Consider the following 20,561-nt stretch of genomic DNA (forward strand, 5'->3'; position numbering starts at 1 on the left):
GTGGGGCACAATGTCAGGCATGTCTGTTGCGCAGCCGGTAGGCGTGGATCGTAAGCACGTCGACTTCACCGTGGTCGGGAACTGGATGGACGAGCGGGGGCTCACCGGCGGTGAGTTCCAGGAGGTGAAGGCGCTCGGCGGCGGCACGCAGAACATCATGCTGCGTTTCATCCGGGGCGGGCGCGATTACGTGCTGCGCCGTGGCCCGGCGCATCTGCGCCCGAAGAGCAACGAGGTCATCCGGCGGGAGGCGCGACTGCTGGGCGCGCTGGCCGACACCGATGTCCGCGCCCCGCGGGTGATCGCCGCCGAACCCGACGAATCGGTGCTGGGTGCGGTGTTCTATCTGATGGAGCCGATCGAGGGTTTCAACCCGCAGACCGAGCTACCCGCCCCCTTCGCCGAGGATCCGGAGGCCCGCCGGCAGATGGGCCTGTCCGCGGTGGAGGCCATCGCCCGGCTGGGCGCGCTGGACTACCGGGCGCTGGGCCTGGACGATTACGGCAAACCCGAAGGGTTCCTGGAGCGGCAGGTCGGCCGCTGGACCCACGAACTGGAGTCGTACTCGGCGAACGAGGGATACCCCGGCCCGCAGATCCCGGGTCTGGACGCGGTGGCGGACTGGCTGGAACGCCACCGTCCGGCCGAATGGACCCCCGGCATCCTGCACGGTGACTGCCATCTCGCGAATATCATGTTCTCCTACGAGCGGCCCGAGGTCGCGGCCCTGGTCGACTGGGAGATGTCGACCATCGGCGATCCGCTGCTGGATCTCGGCTGGCAGATCGCGACCCGGCCCGAACCGGGCACCTCCGGGGCGGCGCTGATCGGCAAGCTCGGCGAGGCCGGTTCACTGCCGACGGGCGCGGAGATGGTCGAGCACTACGGCAAGTTCTCCGATCGGGACCTGAGCGCGGTCACCTGGTACACGGTGCTGGCCTGCTTCAAACTCGGCATCGTGCTCGAGGGCACGTACGCGCGGTCCTTCGCGGGTAAGGCGCCGAAGCAGGTCGGTGAGTTCCTGCATGCGAACACGCTCGAACTCTTCGCGCGGGCGCGCGGACTCATGGAGTGAGAACAGGTTTCATTAATTCGATGCGTCCGGCGTGCGCCGGTGCTTGACCCGGCCCGCGCCGGGCGGTATCGCGGCGGGACTGTCCGTAGGCGGCGCCCCGCGGGTATCGGTGGTGGAAGCGGACGATTCGGGAGTTGCTCGGCCGGCGGCCGGCGGTGGGTTTCCACCGCCGGCCGCCGTGCAATGGTCGGTCGACCAGTTCTGCCGGGAAAATCTTCGCCAAACCACTAGAACGTGTTCCAGTTCGTATCGTAGTGTGGAGGCCGTCACATGAAAGCCCGCGCATGCGAGAGGTCGGACACGAATGAAGACGAAGGGCGCGATCCTGTGGGGGATCGACGAACCGTGGTCGGTCGAGGAAATCGAACTCGGTGACCCCCGCGCCGGTGAGGTGCAGATCCAGCTGGAAACCGCCGGAATGTGCCATTCGGACCACCATATGGTCACCGGTGCCACCCCGATGCCGTCGTTCCCGGCCATGGGCGGCCACGAAGGCGCGGGCGTCATCACCAAACTGGGTCCCGGCACCCCGTCCGACCTGGCCGTCGGCGATCACGTGGTGCTGTCGTTCATCCCCGCCTGCGGCCGCTGTCCGGCGTGCGTATCGGGGAACATGGCCCTCTGTGATCTCGGGATGGGCCTGCTGTCCGGGCAGTCCATCAGCGACGGCAGCTACCGCATCCAGGCCCGCGGCAAGGATGTCATCCCGATGTGCCTGCTCGGCACGTTCTCGCCCTATATGACGGTGCACTACAGCTCGGTGGTCAAGATCGACCCCGAGATCCCGTTCGAGGTCGCCTGCCTGGTCGGCTGCGGTGTGCCCACCGGATTCGGCTCCTCCACCCATGTCGCCAATGTGATGCCCGGTGATACCGCGGCCATCGTCGGCATCGGCGGTGTCGGGATGAGCGCGCTGCAGGGCGCGGTGCTCTCCGGGGCGCAGAAGGTCGTCGCCATCGACCCGAACCCGTGGAAACTGGAGCAGGCCAAGAAGTTCGGCGCCACCCACACCTACGCCAGTATGGCCGAGGCGATCATGCCGCTGATGGAGGCCACCGAGGGTCGGATGGCCGACAAGGTCATTCTCACCATGGGTGAGATGCAGGGCGAATACATCGAAGAGGGTCTGATTCTCACCGCGAAGGCGGGCACCCTGGTCGTCACCTCCATGGGCCGGATGGACGCCGCCGACGTGAAGATGAACAACTTCCTGCTCTGCATGCTCCAGAAGACGGTCAAGGGCTGCATCTTCGGTGGCGGCAACGCCCGTCAGGACATTCCGCGCCTGCTGTCCATGTACAAGGCCGGTCAGCTGAACCTGGACGATATGGTCACCCGGAGCTATTCCCTGGAGGACGTGAACCAGGGCTACAAGGACATGCTGGACGGCAAGAACATCCGCGGCATCATCAAGTACACCGACGCCGACCGCTGATCGGCGAGCGTATCCGCGCATTCCCGGGTGGGCCGACCCCTCACCGGCCCACCCGTTCGGAACTCCTGCCGCCGGGGTATCGACCGGCCCGAGGTCGATTCCGGCCTCTCCGGGGTGCCCTGGTCACCAGAGGGGCCGGTCGCGCGACCGGTGCGTGCGGCGCGGTGCTCACTCGAATTCCTCCCGCGGGTCGTCCGCCGGGGCGCCGCGGCCGTGCCGATCCGCATGGCCGGCGGGCCCGTGCGGCATGGTGATCTACTCCGCCGCAGGGTATTCGGGACACCCCGGCCGGCAGTCGGCGCGTGGTGGTGTCCCACTGCTCTTCGGTAACTGCTCGGCCGGGTTCCGCGGCCCCGGTTCGGTCTCGTAACCTCGGGGTGTGCGCGCACTCGAGCAGATCCAGGAATGGCCGGTCAGGCATGCCGCGGCGGGTGTGATCACCCGGGACGGGCGCTGGTCGGCCGGTGAGACGGACCGGGTCTACCGGCTGGCGTCGGTCACCAAACCCCTGGCCGCCTACGCGGTGCTGGTCGCCGTGGAGGAGGGGGCGATCGAACTCGATCAGCCCGCCGGACCGCCCGGCGCGACCGTCCGGCACCTGCTGGCCCACACCTCCGGCGTGGCCTTCGACACCACCGATATCCTGGCCCGGCCCGGTGCGAAACGGATCTATTCGAGCGCCGGTTTCGAACTGCTGGCCGACGCGGTCGCCGAACACACCGGGATCCCTTTCCCGCAGTATCTGCGCGAGGGCGTCTTCGAACCGCTGGGCATGGTCGATTCGGAATTGACCGGCTCGGCCGGGCACGGCGCGAATTCGACTCTCGCCGACCTGCTGCGTTTCGCCGCCGAACTTCTCGAACCCCGCCTGATCTCGGCGCAGACCCTCGCGGCGGCCACCAGCGTCCAGTTCCCGGGCAGTGACGGTGTCCTGCCGGGTTTCGGCTCGCAGCGGCCCAACGATTGGGGCCTGGGCTTCGAGATCAAGGACGGGAAGTCGCCGCACTGGACCGGGGCCACCAATTCGCCCGAGACCTTCGGTCATTTCGGGCAGTCCGGGACGTTCCTGTGGGTGGATCCGCGCCCCGGCGTGGCGTGTGTGGCCTTGAGCGACGAGAATTTCGGCGACTGGTCGCGCGAAGTATGGCCTCCGTTCAGTGATTCGGTCATCGCGGAGGCAACACTCGCGCGCAACACGGAAGTGAAGTAACACGTGTAACACCGGGCACTCGAGTACACTCGGGCAACGCCTTTTCGACGGACCCGTTGGGGAAGACGAGCATCGTCGAAACCGGAGGTGTACGTGGTGCGCGGATCGTCCCGATACGCGGAGACAACGGCGGGTGTGGTGTACATCCACTCGTCGCCCGCCGCGCTGTGCCCGCATATCGAATGGGCGCTCGCGGCCGCTCTCGGGGCTCCGGCCTCGCTGCGCTGGACGGCGCAGCCCGCAGCCCCCGGCCAACTCCGGGCAACGACCGAATGGTTCGGCCCGGCCGGTACCGCGTCCCGTATCGCGCAGTCGCTGCGCTCCTGGCCGGTCCTGCGTTTCGAGGTGACCGAGGATCCCAGCGAGGGGGTCGACGGGGAGCGGTACAGTTTCGTGCCGTCGCTGGGCCTGTGGCACGGCTCCACCAGCGCCAACGGGGATGTGATGGTGGGGGAGATGCGCCTGCGGGTCCTGTTGCAGGCCGATCGGGAACTGGGCCGGTACGCCGGGTTCGATCTGGCCGGCGAACTGGACCGGGCGCTGGGGACGGCCTGGGACGAGGACCTGGAGGTCTACCGGACCGGCAGCGAGGGCGCCGAGGTCACCTGGCTGCGTCGCGACGTCGGCTGAGAGCCCGGAAAATCGCCCGTCCCGGCGGGCACCCGCGACGAGGCACCCGGTTCGGCGCACCGAGCTTGTCGTACCGCGCCGGCGATCCGAGTGGCGAACCGGCAGCCGACGGTGGCTTTCGGTATGGGTCTCCACCACCGCGGCCGGCTCGGTCGCGGTTTTCGCTGCGGACTTCGATGCCGGTCGGTACCATGTTGCCGAGTGTTCGCCCTTCCCCGGGAGAGGGTGCGATCACGGTGAATCTCTGCCAGCGGATTGCGATCGCTTCGACCGAGGGAGCGCATGAGCCAGGAGGCCGTCCGATGTACCGGGGCGGCAGTCCCGGCGCGTGTCGAATCGACTACCGAGCCCTGCTGCGGTGATCACCGGCAGTCGTCGTCATCAAGCCTGTGTCCGGCGGTATGAAGAACAACGACACCTGCCTTGCCAGCGTGTCCCGCGCCGGCCGGTCCTGAGTCCAGGTCGGCAACCCCGCGTCATATTTCGTTTGTCACTGTTGAAACACCTGGAGTCCTCCTGTGCCCATGTCTCAGCCGCTGGAAACGCCTCTGCCTTCCTATGACGGCCGCCCGATCGCACCCAGTTCGGTGATCGATGGTGATGACCCGCGAGTAGCCATATACACCAAAGAATTCGCCTCGGATCCCCAGCGCGTATACCGGGAGCTGAGAGCCCGCTACGGCTCGCTGGTTCCCGTGGAGATCGCACCGGGTGTTCCGGCCACTCTCGTGGTCGATTACGAGACCGCGAAGCGAATACTGCACGATCCCGAGCACTTCCCGGCGGACCCGCGGGCCTGGGAGGCGAATGTACCGCTCGACTGTCCCGTGCGGCCGATGTTGCAGTGGCGGCCGAATGCGTTGCGTAACACCGGAGCGGCTCATGCTCGGCTGCGCTCGGCCAACACATTCGCTATCAACGGGATCGACCTGCACACCACCCAGGCGTTGGTCGAAAAGATCGCGGTGCCGCTGATCAACGGTTTCTGCGCCGCCGGACACGCCGATCTGCTGGCTCAGTTCGTGCACCCCCTCGTCTTCGAGGTCCTCAACACTCTGGTCGGCTGCTCGCCCGATATCGGGGCGCGTGTCGCGCAGGGCATGGCCAGCATATTCGATACCTCCGCAGGTGCCGAAGAGGGCAACGTGATATTGGAATCGGCGCTGTACGAGCAGACCATGCACAAGATCGCCGAGCCCGGCAACGACATCACCACTCGAATGATCGCGCACCGCGCGGAGCTGACCCAGGAGGAGGTGATCCACCAACTGGTCGTCATCTACGGGGCGGGAATCGAACCGACCGTCAACCTCATCTTGAATACCTTGCGACTCATGCTGACCGACGACCGGTTCGGCGGCGGAATGATCAGCGGCAGTCTCTCGACCGCCGATGCGCTGGATGAGTTGCTGTTCACCGATCCTCCGCTGGCGAACTTCTGTTTCAGTTATCCGCGGCAGCCGATTCTCATCGACGGCGTGTGGCTACCCGCGCATCAGCCTGTGCTGATCAGCATGTCGGCGTGCAACAACGATTCCGCAGTGCATTCCGGAGATTTCACTGCGAATCGGTCCCATCTCGCCTGGGGCGCCGGCCCCCACACCTGCCCGGCGAAGGATCTTTCCACTACCATCGCTCGCGCGGCGATAGATCAACTGCTCGATGCGCTGCCCGAGATGACATCGGCGGTCCCTGTCGAGGATCTGCAGTGGCGGCCCGGGCCCTATCATCGCTCGCTGGCATGCTTGCCCGTTGTATTCGTCCCGATCCCGCCGATGGCCGTGTGAGGGCACGTCTGCGATAGATCCGGTCCATCGCACGGTGGACCGGATCCGAGCGGCCCGTCGAGATGTACCGCGCCCCTACTTCGCGGCCCACTCGGTGCCGGATGGAGGCATCCGTCGGCGCGTGGAGTGTGGGCGCCGGGCTCCGCGGAGACCGGCCCTTCACGACTCGCCCTGCTGTCCGCGGAAACTTTCCCACATCTGTTCCACCACAATGGTGTGATCTTCCCGACGACCCGGTCCGAACGGCCCGGACTCCGGAAACGGTTGGTCGCCGACCGTATGGCTCAATTCTCGAAGGCCGTCCCGCCAGTTCATGGAACGTTCGATGTTCTGCGCCTCGATTGTCACCGGGTCATGGGAGTATCTCTCGTCGATATCGACTCCGCTCTCTTCCAATATTTCACGGCGCGCCCGCGCGGCCGCCAAATACGAGGCGGTATCGCGCTCCACCAGTTTTTGTACCTGGCGATCGGTCCACCCCCGTTTGTCATCTATTTCATCGAGTCCCGGTGGCGCGATGGTGCGTATCAGATCGCTTCTGCGGGCGTATTCCACCTGTTGCGCCAGGTGACGAGTCATCTCGGCGGAGCCGATGGGCATTTCACGGTATCCCTCCTCGATATCGATGACTTCGGCATCGGGCACGGTGATCTTCTTACCCGTGTGGTCGGTGTAGGCATCCAGGCCTCCACGCTCGAATGTCCATCCCCGCTGCTGTAAACCATGGATATCCTGTGACAACGCGCGAGACGACACCACCAGGGCATCGATATCATCGCCGAGCCCCGAAACGACGCGTATTCGTCGCGCGGGTGCCGGGGCGTGATCGATCTCGGGCGACGCAAGATCATCGATCGGACTGCGCAGATCGTGATCGGTATCGCTGACTGTATTCGCGGCACCCTGCGCCTTCTCGCTCACCGATCGTGGCGGTCGAGACCTGAGTTTCGCCACATCCGGGACGAGGTTCTTCGCACGGTGAAGTACTTCGCGCATGGCGCGGATGATCCCGTCGGGCACACTGCCGATTCTCGCTCGGTACCGTCCTGCACGCGACCGAAAGGCGCTGGACACCGTCGGGGCGAGGGCCTGCGAGGCCAACGCGTCGGCAGCGAGACTGCCGACGTCACCTGGCTGTGTCGGGTCATCGGCCGAGCCGCGGGCATGCCCGGCATCTCCGGGTTATGGACAGTCCGTTACACAATGCGTTAGGGTCGGCGCATGGCCAGACCACGCAGCTTCGAACACGAGAAGGTGCTCGCGGCCGCCACGAGTCAGTTCCAGCGGGCCGGCCTGCACGCCACCAGTGCGGAGGATCTCTGCCGGGCCACGGGGCTGGGACGCAGCAGCCTCTACAACACCTTCGGTAGCAAGGACGAACTCTTCGCGCAGTGCCTCGATGTCTATCTGGACAGCACCCTGGCGCGCGCGGAGGAGGTCATCGGTGATGGTTCGCTCGGCACCGTCGAACGTATCGAGGTCCTGTTGCGCCGGGTTGTGGCCGAGGAGGTCGAACGGGCCGGGTCCGGGGCGCCGCGGGGTTGTCTGGCGGTGAACACGGTGGCCGAACTGGCCGACGATCCCGTGCACGCGAAGAATGTCGAGCGGATCGGCCGGGATACCGCCGCCCGGCTGGAATTGCTGAGCGCCGTCCTGCGGGCGGGGCAGGCCGCCGGGGAGGTCACGAAAAGTGTTTCTGCCGAAGGGCTCGCCGCTTTTGTGAACTCGGCGATCGCCGGTCTGCGTATCTCCTCGCAGGGCCGGGTCGCGGCCCCGTGGTCCGGGGAGATCATCACGGCCACGCTGCGGGCGCTGCGGCCGGATCCGGCGAGCGACTGAACCGCTGATGAGCCGATCGCCGCCGTTTTCGCGCCCGCATTTTGTACTGATCATTACAGAACTCAGGAGAACTTCCCGTGCCACCGACCCTTCCCGCCGCGCGCACCGCCGCGGTCCCCGCCGCCGTCTACGTTCTGGCCGCAGGCATTTTCGCCATGGTGACCAGCGAATTCGCGGTCGCCGGCCTGATGCCGCAACTGGCCGAGAGCCTGCACACCGGTATCGACCGAATCGGCTACCTCGTCACGGTTTTTGCCGCCGCCATGGCCCTCGGCGGCCCGCTACTCGTCGCGGCGCTGCTGCGGATATCCCCGAAACCCGCGCTCATGACCGTCTTCGCGATCTTCCTCGCCGGAAACCTGCTGGCGGCCCTCGCCTCCTCGTACGCGGTGATGGTGGTCGCCCGGATCATCACCGGCGTCGCCGCCCAGGCGTTCTTCGGTCTCGCGGTCTCGCTGTGCATGCGGCTGGTCGACGAACAGTTCCGGGGCCGCGCGGTATCCGTGGCGATGAGCGGACTCATGCTGGGCACCCTGCTCGGACTGCCGCTGGCCACTTTCATCGGCGGCCGCCTCGGCTGGCAGGCGGCCTTCTGGACGGTAGCCGTGCTCACCGCGTTCGCCGCGGCCCTCACCCTGGCCTTCGTCCGCGACCCGGGCCGGCCGGGCGCCGGAGACGACACGGCCGCCGCGTCACCGGCCGCCGAACTCCGTGCTTTCCGCCGCCCCCAACTGCTGCTCGCCCTCGTCTCCAGCACACTGATCATCGGCGCGACCTTCTCCGTCTTCAGCTTCCTCACCCCGGTACTCACCCGCGTCAGCGGATTCGCCGACAGCGCGGTGCCCCTGCTGCTCCTGGCCTACGGTGCCGCGACGGTGGTGGGCAATGCCGTCGTGGGCCGGTTCGCGGATCGCCACACCGTCGCCACGCTGCTGATCGGCACACTGCTCAATATCGTGTTCCTCACCGGTTTCGCGGCCTGGACCGACTTCAAGCCCGCGGCAATGGTATTCATGCTCGGAATCGGGCTCGTCGGCGTGACGATGAACCCGGCCATGGCCGTGCGGGTGCAGCGCGCGGGCGGCACAGGGGTCCTGGTGAACACGGTGCACACCTCCTTCATCACACTCGGCGTGATCCTCGGCTCGGCCGTCGGTTCGAGCCTCCTGCCCGGCCACGGACTCCGGGCGCCGCTGGTCCTCGGAATCGTGCTCGCCGTACTCGCGGTCGCCGCGATCCTGCCGGCGCTGCGCTCCCCGTACCTGCGCGGGGGAGTGGACCGGGAGCCGGTGCGTGTCGTGCGGACGGACAGCCCGTATGCGGACGCCCGATAAGGCGGTATCGGGCCGCCGGGTGGTCGGTCGACCGTAGTGCTGTGCTCCTGGTCATGTTGCCTCGGCGCGGTGAATGCCCGGATCATGGCCCGGTGCGCAACCCTCGGCCCAGGAACCTGATCGCGTTGTGACGCTCGGGCGGGCTTGCCGGATTCGACCGACCGAGCAGGATGGTCTCGCTGGACTTACCCGGATAGGACGCCCCGCTCGGCTCTTGGTGGTCCTGCGGTAGCAAGGCTCCGTCGGCCGATCCGGACCCAACGATAAGGGCTGTGCCCGAGCGCGTCTCGTGCGCACCGGTGGCATACTCGACCCTTCGCGGGCCACACGGGGGATTGAACAATGACAACATCGGACGCCGTCGACATCACCGAACTCGGTGTGATCGGCGGGACGCGGTTCTCGTTGGCACTGACGAATCGCCCCTGGGAACTCGACATCGATACGATCGCGGTGTCGGTAGGAGCCGGGTTCGGCGCGCTCGGGAACGCGCTCCGCGAGGCATATCCGGACGCGGCGTGGAATGCGATCCTGTACGAGCTGATCGACGCCCGCCGCCCACGATTCTTCGCGCTCTCGTCCACGAGGCCGGAACAGGCGCTTCTGGTCAACCCGCGGGAGACCGGCGGCGACGAGAGCGCATTGGGGGACGACATCCTCCGGCTGGCCGTCCGGGAAGCCATCCGGACCGCGGTCGGCGGCGGCACGAAAATTCTCGGTCTGCCACTGCTCACAGCGGGGGCTCTGAACCGGCCCGAAACAGAGGTCGCGGCGGCGGTGGTCTCCGCCGCGGTGGAATCCGCGTCGGACACGCCCGATCAGCGATTGGACGGCCTCGTCTTCTTCTGCCGTGAGCAGAGCGAGGCGGCGGCCATCGCGGCGGAATTCGCCCGGTCGGTACCCGATCTGTCCGGCGGCCTGGCCGGGAGCCTGTCCGCCGATCTGGTCGATCCGAATATCGGGATCCCGCTGGAAGGTGACCAACTCGGCGTCGCACCGTATGTCTCCATGCTGGCCACCGTGATCGCCGACCGCGAGACACCACTGCCGCTGTCGGTCGGCGTCTTCGGGGCGTGGGGTTCGGGCAAGAGCTATTTCATGGCGATGCTGCGGGACCGGATCGACGGGCTGGCCGGAACCGGCGAACGGTACTGCACCGAGATCGTGCAGATCGGTTTCAACGCCTGGCACTACACGGACAGCAATCTGTGGGCCAGCCTCGGCGACGAGATCTTCCGGCAGCTCGCCGGTTCCGAGCCAGGGTCGCGGGAGCGGGCGGAGCGGATCCGCCGGGAACTCGCCCACCGGGTCGACCAGCGCAGACAACTCGAGATCGCCACCCGCGAAGCCGGCGATACCGCGGCGGCACTGCGCGCCGAGATCGATGAGGCCACGGCGACACGGGAAACGACCGCCGGCGATCTCCTGGTGGCGCTGCGCAACTCCGAGTCGTTCCGGGGCCGCGTCGACGGTCTGTGGCGCCGGCTCGGCCTGACCGACGAGGCCGCCCGGGCCAGGCTGCTGGCCGAGGAGATGCACGGCACCCTGACCGAGGCCGAGGCGCTGCGGCGGGTTCCGGCCGATCGGCGCGGCCGGATCGCGCTGGCGGCAGCGGCCGTCATCATGCTCACCGGCCTGCTGGGGGCTGTCCTCGCACCGGCCCTGCGGGACTGGCTGGCCGCGGCAGTCGCGCTCTTCGGTGCGTGCGCCGGCACGGGGGTCGCGCTGCTCATCCGGGCGCGCACCGGGTTGCAGACGCTGCGAGAGATAGCCGGGGAACTACACACCGGTATGCGCGGCGCGGCCGACGCGGCGGTGGCCGAACAGATGTCGGACACGCTGGACCGGCTGCGGGCTGCCGAGGCGCGACAGCGGGTGGCGCAGGCACAACTGGACGAGGTCGTCACCCAGGTGGGCGAACTCGGCCGGCAGCTCGCCCAGCTCGCGCCGGGGCGGCGCCTGCACAGTTTCATCGCCGACCGGGCGCGCAGCGACGACTACTCGGGCAGCCTCGGGCTGGTCTCCACGGTCCGCAAGGATTTCGAACAGCTCGTCGAATTGATGGTGGAATGGCGCGCCAGCGACCAGGAATGGGACCGCTCACGGCGTCCGGTCGACCGGATCGTCCTCTATATCGACGATCTGGATCGGTGCCGGCCGGCGCAGGTGGTCGAGGTACTGCAGGCGGTCCACCTGCTGCTGGCCTTCGAACTGTTCGTGGTCGTGGTCGGCGTGGACCCGCGGTGGTTGCTGCGCTCGTTGCGCAGCAGCTACTCCGATCTGCTGGCGATGGACACCGAGGAGGACCCGGACGCGTTCGGGCGCACACCGGAGGACTACCTCGAGAAGATCCTCAATATCCCGCTGGTTCTGCCGGCGATGTCGCCGGACGGTCTGGGCCGCCTGCTCCGCTCGATCAGCGGACCCGATCCCGTGCCGGTACCCGCGGTGGACCCGGCCGGGGATACGCCACCGCCCGTCCCGGAGCCGTCGGCGATCGAGCCCGTGACCACCGGCGTGATCACGGTCGAACGTGGATCCGAGGTCGACCGGCAAGAGCGGGAAGGGCCCCGCACGCCGCCACCACGTCCGATGACCGAAGCCGAGATCGCCCTGCTCGCGGCATTGGACACGCTGATCGAGACACCGCGCGAGGCGAAACGTCTCGTCAACCTGTATCGGATGGTCCGCGCCACCCGCGATCTCTCCGAGGCGTCGCGCTTCCTCGGATCGAACGGGCAGCCGGGCGAATACCAGGCCGTGATCATTCTGCTGGGCCTGCTCACCGCCGGTACGCAGGTGCTCGGTGTGGTCCTCGACGGGCCACCGAGGCCGGGGGACGGGGTCGATGGCGGACTCGCGCACCGACCACCCGGCACCCCGCTGCACCGGTTCGTCGCCGATCTGGAACCACGTCCCCGCGACGAAGGATGGACAAACCGTGTCGCCGGGGCCCTGCCGCCGGGCCGGATCGGGCAATGGCACCGGCTGCACGAGGGGCTCGCGCGGGTAGCGGGGGTCACCGACCTGACCGACCTCACCGAGTTGCAGCTGTGGTTGCCGCGGGTGCGGCGTTTCTCCTATGTGCTGCCTGCCGTGGGTAGCCGGGGAGTCGCGCCGTAGTCGGGCGTGGACCGGGCCGGAAAGCCGTGGCGGGCCGAACTGCGTCGGACCAGCCGGCTGGGGCATCGAAGTATCCTCCCTGTATGGACACCGTCACCCTGGACGTCCTCAGCGATGCGATCCGATCATCGTGGTCGGCGGAAACCAGCAGTGCGCCGGCCGGTTGGACCGGCTCTCCGGCGAAGGGGCAGTGCGCGGTGACGGCTTGTGTGGTGCACGACTATCTCGGGGGAGAAATCCTCAACACGGTCGCCACGCTACCCAGCGGCGACACGGTGTCGCATTACCTCAACCACATAGACGGACAAACTGTCGACCTGACCGCGCAGCAGTTCCCTCCTGGCACCAGTTTCACGTCACCGATACCCAAGACCAGGGGAATGCCGTCGACGCGGGAATACTGTCTGTCCTACGACGGCACACGCAGGCGGTACGAACTGCTCAGCGCACGTGTAGCGGAATCTCTTCGGAGCGACCGGCGGTCATGATCGGGCAGTCCACATACCCAACAGCTCGCGTGCCTCTCGTACCCCGCTGTGCGGACGGACAGCCGACACGATCCCTTGGAGGGCCGCCTGCAATCGTGTGGAAGCGACTGAACTGACCGCGTCGAAATGGTCGGTCAACAGCACGCAGCCGTCGGCGATGGAGCCCGACTGCACGTGATTCTGGGCGAGCCTGATCTGCCAGGCAATGGTTTCCCGAGGGTAGGCGGCAGAGCCTTCGATCGCGGCCCGCAGGTATGTGGTGGCCTGCCGGTGGCTGCCGATCCGCATGAACACCAGTCCCGTCAGGCCGCTGAGCTGTGCTTCGGGCAGGTGCGCAAGATAGCCGGGATCACGTCCCCTGGTCGATTCGTAGGCGCGATGGGCACGACCGACCGCAGCCAACATCGCTGACCGGTTACCCAGTGCGCTATGGGCTTCAGCTTCTCTAACAGCGGCCAGTGCACGGAGTTTCGGGCCGCCCTCGCGTCGCGCCGCCGATTGCGCCGCCTCGGCCAGCTTGACGCCTTCCTTCGGGCGAGACCCCTCCCGACACGAGAGCAGGCACGTGTTTATCCAGGCATGCGCGGCGGCCACCCCGTCGCCTGTGGCCGTGGCGGCCTGGGCTGCGTCGGCATAGTAGCGTTTGGCGGCATCCCAGCGACCGGCGTCGTAATGTATCCAGCCGGCCACAGTCATCGTCTCCGCACCTGCACTGGCCAGGGTCGCGCCCACCTGGTCCGAGTAGTCGCCGTGGTCGAGCAGAAGCTGCACGTAGCGGGACTGATTCGCGGCCAGCTCGCACAGACGGTCGCCACCGGCCACCAATTGGAGTTCATGTAGCCGGTCAATGCCCCTGACAATTCGTTCGACATCGGAGATGCCGATTCGTGTCCGGGTTGCTCCGATTGATCCCGTCCGCTGCCCGCGATCGACAGCACTTGCTGCAGTCGCACCGACCACTCCGGCTTGGAAGAACTGGCGTCGTTTCAACTCCGCCTCCTCGTCGGACGGCAGCAATGTACTGAGCGGAACCTGCAATGCTATCGCTACGCGTCGCAAGACGCGGACATCGTAAGTGGCGGGGCCATCGTGCTCGAGCTGCGATACGGCGGGTTGGGTGAAATGGATGAGCGCGCCGAGCTCTGCCTGAGTGAGGCCGCTGGACTTGCGTATTTTCCGGATGGTTGCGCCGATGGTCGCAGACATCCCATCCTCCGTTCCGTTGTGGCACAAGCCTTGTCGGTACCTCGCGCGGGATGGATTCTGACCAAGGGTCTCGCGCCTGATCGCACGATATACCGATCGCCACATATTCCAGCAGAGGTGGCGTATCTGACGCCGTGCCAAACGATTTCCGGGACCTACGTTCCCTTTGGTACCCGGCGCCGGGGCGACGTCGCACCCCTTACGCGGCGCACCGCCTGCCCGACGGGAGGCAGTTGGTGGCGAAAAGCCCCCGGTGCCGGGTGCCGAACCACCACGGAACTCTGGACGGGGCGAACAGTGGGCGAAGTACAGCGAGCAGTCGGACTGGTCCGCAAGGACTTGGATGGACACAGCGGTGCGGATATCGGCAAACTCGCGGAGCGGCACGGGTATCGCATGGTGTGGACTGTGTTCTTCGATACCGGGCCGCTGGCCTCAGCGCTCATCGTGGTCAGCACGGTCTATGAGCACAACGCCTCGGCGGTCGTGGTGCCGTCGTTAGCGCATGTGGACGCGTATCGGGACGCCGTCACCGACGTGGCCGTGCTCATCACCCCCATGCGGCTGTATCCACGAGGGTTCCACTGGCCCACCACAGCTCTGGAACCTGGGCGGGACGGACGGTAGCGCGGATGATCTCCCTGGGCTTGTCGGTTGCCGCCGGGATTCCGCTCCTGGTGCTGCTGTGGTGTCTGATCTGGCCGACGCGTTGAAGTCTCCGAAATCTCGACCGGCGGGGATCGCTTGTCCTTGCGATGATCAGGTCGGTATCGCACGCTTCCCGTGGATGATCCGGTGTGATGAGCGAGGAACAGAACGCATGAGTGACGAATTCACCATCGACTGGGACGCCCCGCCCATCGGCGACGATTACGAGATATTGCCGGACGGTCGAGTCCCGGTCTATGTGTCGCTCACCGTGGAAGACGACGCGTAGCTGCCATTCGGCCTGTTCGCGCGGCCAAGCTGCCGATCCGCCGATCGCGGCGCGAATCTGCGCCGACGCGGCAACGTTTTTCATGCCTTTTGAGGGCTTTATAGAAATTCTCGAATGATTCTTGGGCTCCACCTGCGGCCCGGAGAAAACAACTGCCGGCCGAATCCCGATCCGGCCCAGGAGCGGATGATCGCTGGGCGGGATCGGGATCGACCCGGCGTTCAGACTTCGACGGCGTCGAACGTGCCGGGCTGGTAGGAGCCGCCCTTGGTTTCGGTGATCACCAGCAACCGGTTGGCCGCGTTGATCATGGCAACCAGGTAGACCAGGGCGGCGATCTGATCGTCATCGTAGTGCTTGCGCACCAGGGCCCAGGTCTGATCGGACACGCCGTGGTTCGCGTCGGCCAGCCGGGTGCCTTCTTCGGCCAGCGCCAGCGCGGCCCGCTCGGCGTCGGTGAACACGGTGGATTCGCGCCAGGCGGCCACCAGGTTGACCCGGACCGCGGGTTCGCCGGCGGCCGCCAGTTCCTTGGCGTGGGCGTCGACGCAGTAACCGCAACCGTTGATCTGGCTGGCGCGCAGCTCCAGCAGCTCCATCAGTGACTTCGGCAGACCCGACTGCGTGATCGCCAGGCTGGTGTTGGCGAACCGCTTGCCGATCTTGGCGCCGAGGGTGTTCGCGTTCAGGTCGAAACGGGGTTCCATCATGGGGTCCTCACTCGCAGTAATGAATTGAACGACCACAAGACGGCGGCGAACCGGTCGGCGTAACAGCCATTCGATGTGGTGTGAGTCATAACAGTTCGGTGTTACGGAAGGACGGAATACGGCGTCCGGGCGCCACCCGCCGAGCCTTCGACCACTTGCGGGCCCTCGGCCACCTACGTAGGCCCCTGGCCGTCCGAGCCCCTGCTCACCACATCCGACGTGGCCAAGGGCATCGAGCCGGCCGAGCATCTGTCCACGGCGATGTTTCTTGTGCACGAAACCCGCACGCCGATCGAGCGAGCGGAGTTCGTGCTCCATTGGCCCCGACAATCCTGGACCGTATGCGTACCTCACAGTGCCGATCGATCTCGAACTGATCTGAGTCGGCCCGCTGGGGTGCTTCAAGGCGGATTTGTAGGGTCTCGGAACTCGTGGCGGAATCTCAAGATGCCTGGCGGTGATGTGGCAGATCCGCCACGGTTCTGAGATTACGCTCTATTTCTGTAGCAGACCCGCATGCGCGGTCATCCGGTACGTGGTGCCCCGGCTGTGTCGGTTGGGTCGAGACGGTCCCACCATGTCCACGTGCGGGGGTAACCCCATTCGGATTTCAGGGTGACGCCGGATGTGCCCCGTTGGGGACGAAACTAGCGTTCAGTCATGACATCGACTGTGCGAATGGGCCTCGCCGTGGCGTTCGGTGCCGTTATGCTGCTCGCCGTCGGGCTGATCACGGCGTGTGCCGAGCCGGCCGGCCCCTCCTCTGAAGAGCAGTTGCTCCGAGACACCGAGGCGATCCACGCCCTCGGCGTGAGCGGTGTACAAGCCCGCACGATCGGGCCTGATGGTCGGCAGGCGGTCGCCACGAGCGGCACCGCCGACCTGACCACCGGTCGCCCGGTCTCTCCCGACGGCTACTTCCGTATGGCCAGCACGTCGAAGGCACTCGTCGCCACCGTGGTCCTCCAACTGGCGGCCGAGGCCACGCTGTCGCTGAATGACACGGTTGACCATTGGCTGCCGGGAGTGGTGCAGGGTAACGGCAACGACGGCAACCGCATCACCATCCGCCACTTGCTTCAGCACACCAGCGGGGTCCGCGACGACCTGCCCGGATACACCACGCCGGACGAGTACTACCAGCAGCGCTACGACGTCCACAGCCCCGAGCGGCTGGTGGCCCGCGCGATGGCCCATGCACCGGATTTCCCGCCCGGAGAGGGCTGGGAGTATTCCAACACCGGATACATCCTGCTCGACATGATCGTCCAGCAGGCCACTGGCCGACCTGCGCACCAGGAGATCGAAGATCGTATCGTGGTCCCTCTCGGTCTCGACCGGACTCTGTGGATGGGCGCCTCGCCTACCCTGTCCTCACCGCACTCGCGGGCCTACCAGTACTTCGGCCCCGGTTCCGTAGTCGATGTCACCGACCAGATACCCGTGGACCCGAACCTTTCGTGGGTCACGACCACTCAGGACGAGAACGAATTCTTCCGCGCGTTGCTCGGGGGCCGCCTGTTACCACCACGGCAACTGGCCGAGATGAAGCAGACCGTCCCCGTGAGCGCGGAGGTCCAACAGATGTGGCCCGGCGGTCGATACGGGCTCGGCCTGGTTCAACGGCCCCTCGATTGTGGAGGAACCTACTGGAGTCACGAGGGCGGGGACGGCGGCTACATCACCCTCAACGGCGTCACCGACGACGGCCGGCGAAGCGCCGTAGTCGCCATGTCCGAGGCACGCGGCGACACCCCGGAGCACATCCTGGACCAAGAGAACGCGGCCAGCGACCTGATCGACCACGCACTGTGCGCCGGTGCCCGCAGCGTCCCGTGAGCGAGACCGGGCGATACCGCAATCGAGATCATCCCGACCGGCGGGGTGGCCGGCGGTCGGAACGAGGAAATGCCAACGAATCGAGACTGACAGCGCACGAAACGGCATGAGACAGGCGAGATATGGCCAGGTCGGTCAACTGCCTGGACGCCACGACTTATGAGACCCTACAGGATTTTTCCGCTGTGGCGGCTTTATGCCCACAGCGTCGTCTGTACAGCCTGGCAGCAGGCACGATTCGCGGCGTTCAGCAGCAGGCCAGTTTGCCTCTTGGCGATTCGGTACGGTGCGCCGTCCGGCCGAACAGAAACGCCACTAACTTCAGCCAAGAGTAGAGCTCCCGCGGCGTGGTCCCACGGCATCGACCGCTGATATAGGACGAAGTCGAGATGACCGTCGAGCATCTGGGTGTAGTTCACACCAGCACTCGATGCTCCGGGGCCAGGCTTACGAATCGCGCTCCAGCTTTCGACAACTCTGCGCGCTGCTGGCGGTCCAGGCGCTTCGTGGGGGCAGCACCCCGCATCTGCTCAACCGCAACTGGTGGAGTGAGTTGTTGGATCCGGGCGCCTTCCCGGAACGCGCCGGATCCTTGCTCACCCGCGTAGACCTGCCCGCTCTCGGGGAGGAGGATCCACCCAGCGACGGGCGCGCGCCCTTGCGTAGGAGCGCCACCATCACCGCGTACTCCTGCCGGCCGGATACGAGGTTCGAAGTCCCGTCGATCGGATCTAACAGCCAGCATTGCCTATCACCCAATGCTGAGAGCAGGGCCGGATCTGCGGCTGTCGCTTCCTCGCCGACCACCGGGATATCGAGAATCCTCAACAGTCCGCGTGAGATCAGTCGCTCGGCCTCCAGATCGGCCACGGTGACCAAATCGTTTGGGGCCTTCTCCTCGATCTGGTCGGTGGTCAACCGGCGGAATCGTGGCCGAATCGCGATCTCGGCAGCTTCCACCAGGACTCTCGTCACCTGGTCAATCATGTCGCAACACTCGACGCCTGCCCCACGTTTGCCCCACGAAATCGTCATGGGGCAGGACTTCTCGTGCTAATTGGGGCACTACCTGGGTGTTCATGGTGGGCGCAGAGGGGTTCGAACCCCCGACCGCTGGTGTGTAAAACCAGAGCTCTACCGCTGAGCTATACGCCCGGACCCCCGGACGGTGTCCGAGGGGAACGGTCTATGAATCTAGCGCGGCGAGCGCTTTCTCCCAAGCCGCCTGGTCACGGGGCTCTCCGGGGCCGTTCATCTCCGCGAAACGGATGATTCCCGCGCGGTCCACGACGAAGGTGCCGCGGTTGGCGAAACCCGTCACGTCGTTGAAGACGCCGTACTGCTGGGCCACCGCGCCGTGCGGCCAGAAATCCGACAGCAGCGGGAAGGTGTAGCCCTGTTCGGCCGCCCAGATCTTGTGGGTGGGCGGCGGGCCGACGGAGATCGCGAGGATCTCGGTGTTGTCGTTCTGGAACCGCGGCAGCTCGTCGCGGACCTTGCACAGCTCGCCCTGGCAGATGCCGGTGAAGGCGAGCGGATAGAACACGATCAGGACATTCTTCTCGCCGCGGTAGTCCGACAGCGAGACCTCCTGATTGTTCTGGTCCTTGAGGGTGAACTCCGGCGCCTGGGCACCGACCTCGAGGGGCATGAGGATCCTCCAAATCTCGGGTGCGCGCGCCCCGTGGCCCGGGGCGCGCGTACAGCTATGGGCGGCTCAGCGCTGCTTGGTGGGGGCCTTGGGCTGCACCAGACGGCTGGCGGACCATTCGCCGAGTTTGATGGCGGAGGTCTGGGTGAGCCCCGCGGTGGGTGCGGCCTCGGCGATCTCACTGGGATCGACATGGCCGTCGTTACCGGTCTTGGGGGTGAGCACCCAGATGAAGCCGTCGTCGGCGAGTGGGCCGATCGCCTCCATCAGCTCGTCGACCAGGTCCCCGTCGCCGTCCCGCCACCACAGCAGGACGACATCGATGACCTCGTCGGAGTCCTCGTCCAGCAGTTCACTGCCGGAGGTCTCCTCGACGTCGGCCCGGAGGTCGTCGTTGGTGTCCTCGTCCCAGCCCAGCTCCTGGACAACCATGCCGTGGGTGATGCCAAGCTTCTGAGCGAAATTCTGATCGTCCGCCGCGGCGACCACGGTGGCGTCCTCCTCAACTCCCGACTACAGATATCTGCAAGCGAACATGGTTATCGGCCCTAACGCAAGCCGATCGGGTGGATCGAATTTTCTATGTCGCGGGAAACCGCTGGTGACGGGCGATCCGGGTTACTTGGGGCAGGCATCGCGTACCGCGTTCCGCGCGTCGTTGACGCGCTTGCTGGCGTCGTTGAGCGGTCCGACGGGGGAGGTGTAGGTCATCTCCCGGGTGGCCTGGGCGAGGGCCCGGGCCGAGTCGACGTAGGCGACGAACTTCGTCCGCAGTTCCTCGGGCAGCTGCGCGCCCGCGGTGTTCACTCCGCCCTCGACCTGTTTGGCGGCGTCCTCGAGCGCGGTCACGGCGCCATCGCGTTTGGCGTCGTAGTCGGGGGCGTCGTTGTCGTGGGCGTCGACGAACTCGTTGTACTTGCTCACCCCGACCCCGGTGGTGCCGGGGAAGAGGGTGCAGTTGTCGGAGATGGCCTTGTCCCGGGCGGCCGCGATCTGCGACGAGGTGGCGGCGGCGGACGAGGAGGAGGCGTATTCGCGATAGGAGGTCGCCTCGGCGGCGTTCGGCGTCGCGATACCTTCGACCTGCTGCGCGCACCCGGCCACGGCGGCGCCTGCCACCAGGGCCGTCGCGGCGCACACCAGCCCGAACCGGCGCGGGTCCAGCCCTTCCATCGTCCTCCCGACTCCTCGGTAACCGCAGTGAGACGTGCCTGTCGAACGGTACTGGATCGGCGACTGACATGATGATGTGGGACGTGCCACGCGAGTGCGCGGGCACGCCCGGAAAAGTCGTCAC

The 20,561-nt window shown here is 66.5% G+C and carries 19 protein-coding genes and 1 tRNA gene; 11 read left to right on the forward strand and 9 right to left on the reverse strand.

Annotated elements, in window-relative coordinates:
* Positions 1–10: 10 nt before the first annotated feature.
* The 5 genes from IG75_RS0124615 (at position 11) to IG75_RS0124645 (ending at position 6,137) form a co-directional block, all read left to right on the forward strand.
* Positions 11–1,075: a phosphotransferase family protein gene (locus tag IG75_RS0124615; RefSeq protein ID WP_030524059.1), complete on the forward strand. Its 1,065-nt coding sequence runs from the start codon at positions 11–13 to the stop codon at positions 1,073–1,075.
* A 304-nt stretch (positions 1,076–1,379) separates the two neighbouring features.
* Positions 1,380–2,510, forward strand: a complete 1,131-nt coding sequence (locus tag IG75_RS0124620) for an NDMA-dependent alcohol dehydrogenase (protein WP_030524058.1) — start codon at positions 1,380–1,382, stop codon at positions 2,508–2,510.
* 379 nt (positions 2,511–2,889) lie between these two features.
* Positions 2,890–3,720: a serine hydrolase domain-containing protein gene (locus IG75_RS0124635; protein WP_030524057.1), complete on the forward strand. Its 831-nt coding sequence runs from the start codon at positions 2,890–2,892 to the stop codon at positions 3,718–3,720.
* Positions 3,721–3,816: 96 nt separating this feature from the next.
* Positions 3,817–4,350, forward strand: a complete 534-nt coding sequence (locus IG75_RS0124640) for a DUF3145 domain-containing protein (protein ID WP_030524056.1) — start codon at positions 3,817–3,819, stop codon at positions 4,348–4,350.
* A gap of 524 nt (positions 4,351–4,874) precedes the next feature.
* The gene (locus IG75_RS0124645) at positions 4,875–6,137 is read left to right on the forward strand and encodes a cytochrome P450 family protein (protein ID WP_051714896.1); all 1,263 of its coding nucleotides are present in this window, start codon (positions 4,875–4,877) and stop codon (positions 6,135–6,137) included.
* Between the two features lie 159 nt (positions 6,138–6,296).
* Here IG75_RS0124645 and IG75_RS0124650 read toward each other — a convergent pair whose 3' ends face one another.
* Positions 6,297–7,157, reverse strand: a complete 861-nt coding sequence (locus tag IG75_RS0124650; RefSeq protein WP_030524054.1) for a hypothetical protein — start codon at positions 7,155–7,157, stop codon at positions 6,297–6,299.
* A 201-nt stretch (positions 7,158–7,358) separates the two neighbouring features.
* Between IG75_RS0124650 and IG75_RS0124655 the strand changes: the two genes are divergently transcribed.
* The 4 genes from IG75_RS0124655 to IG75_RS36565 all read left to right on the forward strand — a co-directional run bounded on the left by IG75_RS0124655 (position 7,359) and on the right by IG75_RS36565 (position 12,921).
* Positions 7,359–7,976 (forward strand): TetR/AcrR family transcriptional regulator, encoded by a 618-nt coding sequence (locus tag IG75_RS0124655; protein ID WP_030524053.1) that lies wholly within the window; start codon positions 7,359–7,361, stop codon positions 7,974–7,976.
* A gap of 77 nt (positions 7,977–8,053) precedes the next feature.
* Positions 8,054–9,310: an MFS transporter gene (locus IG75_RS0124660; RefSeq protein WP_210436848.1), complete on the forward strand. Its 1,257-nt coding sequence runs from the start codon at positions 8,054–8,056 to the stop codon at positions 9,308–9,310.
* A gap of 342 nt (positions 9,311–9,652) precedes the next feature.
* Positions 9,653–12,433 carry a P-loop NTPase fold protein gene (locus IG75_RS0124665; RefSeq protein ID WP_030524051.1) on the forward strand — a complete coding sequence of 927 codons (2,781 nt, stop codon included), beginning with the start codon at positions 9,653–9,655 and terminating at the stop codon, positions 12,431–12,433.
* A gap of 83 nt (positions 12,434–12,516) precedes the next feature.
* Complete coding sequence (locus tag IG75_RS36565) at positions 12,517–12,921, forward strand: YunG family protein (RefSeq protein WP_036515201.1); 405 nt, start codon at positions 12,517–12,519, stop codon at positions 12,919–12,921.
* On the opposite strand, the gene IG75_RS0124675 is transcribed toward IG75_RS36565, so the two are convergent.
* On the reverse strand, positions 12,916–14,127 hold the full coding sequence (locus tag IG75_RS0124675; RefSeq protein ID WP_030524049.1) for a helix-turn-helix domain-containing protein: 1,212 nt from the start codon (positions 14,125–14,127) through the stop codon (positions 12,916–12,918). The two genes, IG75_RS36565 and IG75_RS0124675, sit on opposite strands and share 6 nt — an antisense overlap.
* Positions 14,128–14,424: 297 nt before the next feature.
* On the opposite strand from IG75_RS0124675, the gene IG75_RS0124680 reads away from it, so the two are divergent.
* Positions 14,425–14,754: a hypothetical protein gene (locus IG75_RS0124680; protein ID WP_030524048.1), complete on the forward strand. Its 330-nt coding sequence runs from the start codon at positions 14,425–14,427 to the stop codon at positions 14,752–14,754.
* Between the two features lie 531 nt (positions 14,755–15,285).
* Here IG75_RS0124680 and IG75_RS0124690 read toward each other — a convergent pair.
* A complete protein-coding gene (locus IG75_RS0124690) occupies positions 15,286–15,771 on the reverse strand; it encodes a carboxymuconolactone decarboxylase family protein (protein WP_030524047.1) in 486 nt (161 codons plus the stop codon).
* Positions 15,772–16,452: 681 nt separating this feature from the next.
* Here IG75_RS0124690 and IG75_RS0124695 point away from each other — a divergent pair.
* Entirely contained in the window at positions 16,453–17,613 is a 1,161-nt protein-coding gene (locus tag IG75_RS0124695) for a serine hydrolase domain-containing protein (RefSeq protein ID WP_030524046.1), read from the forward strand.
* A gap of 194 nt (positions 17,614–17,807) precedes the next feature.
* Here the strand turns inward: IG75_RS0124695 and IG75_RS40930 are convergent, their stop codons facing one another.
* The 6 genes from IG75_RS40930 to IG75_RS0124720 all read right to left on the reverse strand — a co-directional run bounded on the left by IG75_RS40930 (position 17,808) and on the right by IG75_RS0124720 (position 20,437).
* The gene (locus IG75_RS40930; protein ID WP_081877139.1) at positions 17,808–18,032 is read right to left on the reverse strand and encodes an inositol monophosphatase family protein; all 225 of its coding nucleotides are present in this window, start codon (positions 18,030–18,032) and stop codon (positions 17,808–17,810) included.
* 28 nt (positions 18,033–18,060) lie between these two features.
* Positions 18,061–18,588: an inositol monophosphatase family protein gene (locus IG75_RS36570; RefSeq protein WP_162183806.1), complete on the reverse strand. Its 528-nt coding sequence runs from the start codon at positions 18,586–18,588 to the stop codon at positions 18,061–18,063.
* Positions 18,589–18,693: 105 nt separating this feature from the next.
* Positions 18,694–18,768, reverse strand: a tRNA-Val gene (locus IG75_RS0124705).
* A gap of 31 nt (positions 18,769–18,799) precedes the next feature.
* Positions 18,800–19,264, reverse strand: coding sequence for a peroxiredoxin (locus IG75_RS0124710; protein ID WP_030524045.1), 465 nt, complete (start codon positions 19,262–19,264; stop codon positions 18,800–18,802).
* A gap of 66 nt (positions 19,265–19,330) precedes the next feature.
* A complete protein-coding gene (locus tag IG75_RS0124715; protein ID WP_030524044.1) occupies positions 19,331–19,753 on the reverse strand; it encodes a DUF3052 domain-containing protein in 423 nt (140 codons plus the stop codon).
* Between the two features lie 129 nt (positions 19,754–19,882).
* Positions 19,883–20,437, reverse strand: a complete 555-nt coding sequence (locus IG75_RS0124720; protein ID WP_030524043.1) for a hypothetical protein — start codon at positions 20,435–20,437, stop codon at positions 19,883–19,885.
* Between the last annotated feature and the right edge of the window lie 124 nt (positions 20,438–20,561).

This window comes from Nocardia rhamnosiphila NBRC 108938, assembly GCF_000720425.1.
Classification (GTDB): domain Bacteria; phylum Actinomycetota; class Actinomycetes; order Mycobacteriales; family Mycobacteriaceae; genus Nocardia; species Nocardia rhamnosiphila.

What these genes read in the sequence shown, in the direction of transcription:
- IG75_RS36565 (WP_036515201.1), top strand. Translation starts at nt 12,517, where the DNA reads ATGGACACCGTCACCCTGGACGTCCTCAGCGATGCGATCCGATCATCG.
- IG75_RS0124710 (WP_030524045.1), bottom strand. Translation starts at nt 19,264, where the DNA reads ATGCCCCTCGAGGTCGGTGCCCAGGCGCCGGAGTTCACCCTCAAGGAC.
- IG75_RS0124655 (WP_030524053.1), top strand. Translation starts at nt 7,359, where the DNA reads ATGGCCAGACCACGCAGCTTCGAACACGAGAAGGTGCTCGCGGCCGCC.
- IG75_RS0124690 (WP_030524047.1), bottom strand. Translation starts at nt 15,771, where the DNA reads ATGGAACCCCGTTTCGACCTGAACGCGAACACCCTCGGCGCCAAGATC.
- IG75_RS0124665 (WP_030524051.1), top strand. Translation starts at nt 9,653, where the DNA reads ATGACAACATCGGACGCCGTCGACATCACCGAACTCGGTGTGATCGGC.
- IG75_RS0124720 (WP_030524043.1), bottom strand. Translation starts at nt 20,437, where the DNA reads ATGGAAGGGCTGGACCCGCGCCGGTTCGGGCTGGTGTGCGCCGCGACG.
- IG75_RS0124620 (WP_030524058.1), top strand. Translation starts at nt 1,380, where the DNA reads ATGAAGACGAAGGGCGCGATCCTGTGGGGGATCGACGAACCGTGGTCG.
- IG75_RS0124675 (WP_030524049.1), bottom strand. Translation starts at nt 14,127, where the DNA reads ATGTCTGCGACCATCGGCGCAACCATCCGGAAAATACGCAAGTCCAGC.
- IG75_RS0124695 (WP_030524046.1), top strand. Translation starts at nt 16,453, where the DNA reads ATGGGCCTCGCCGTGGCGTTCGGTGCCGTTATGCTGCTCGCCGTCGGG.
- IG75_RS0124645 (WP_051714896.1), top strand. Translation starts at nt 4,875, where the DNA reads ATGTCTCAGCCGCTGGAAACGCCTCTGCCTTCCTATGACGGCCGCCCG.
- IG75_RS0124615 (WP_030524059.1), top strand. Translation starts at nt 11, where the DNA reads ATGTCAGGCATGTCTGTTGCGCAGCCGGTAGGCGTGGATCGTAAGCAC.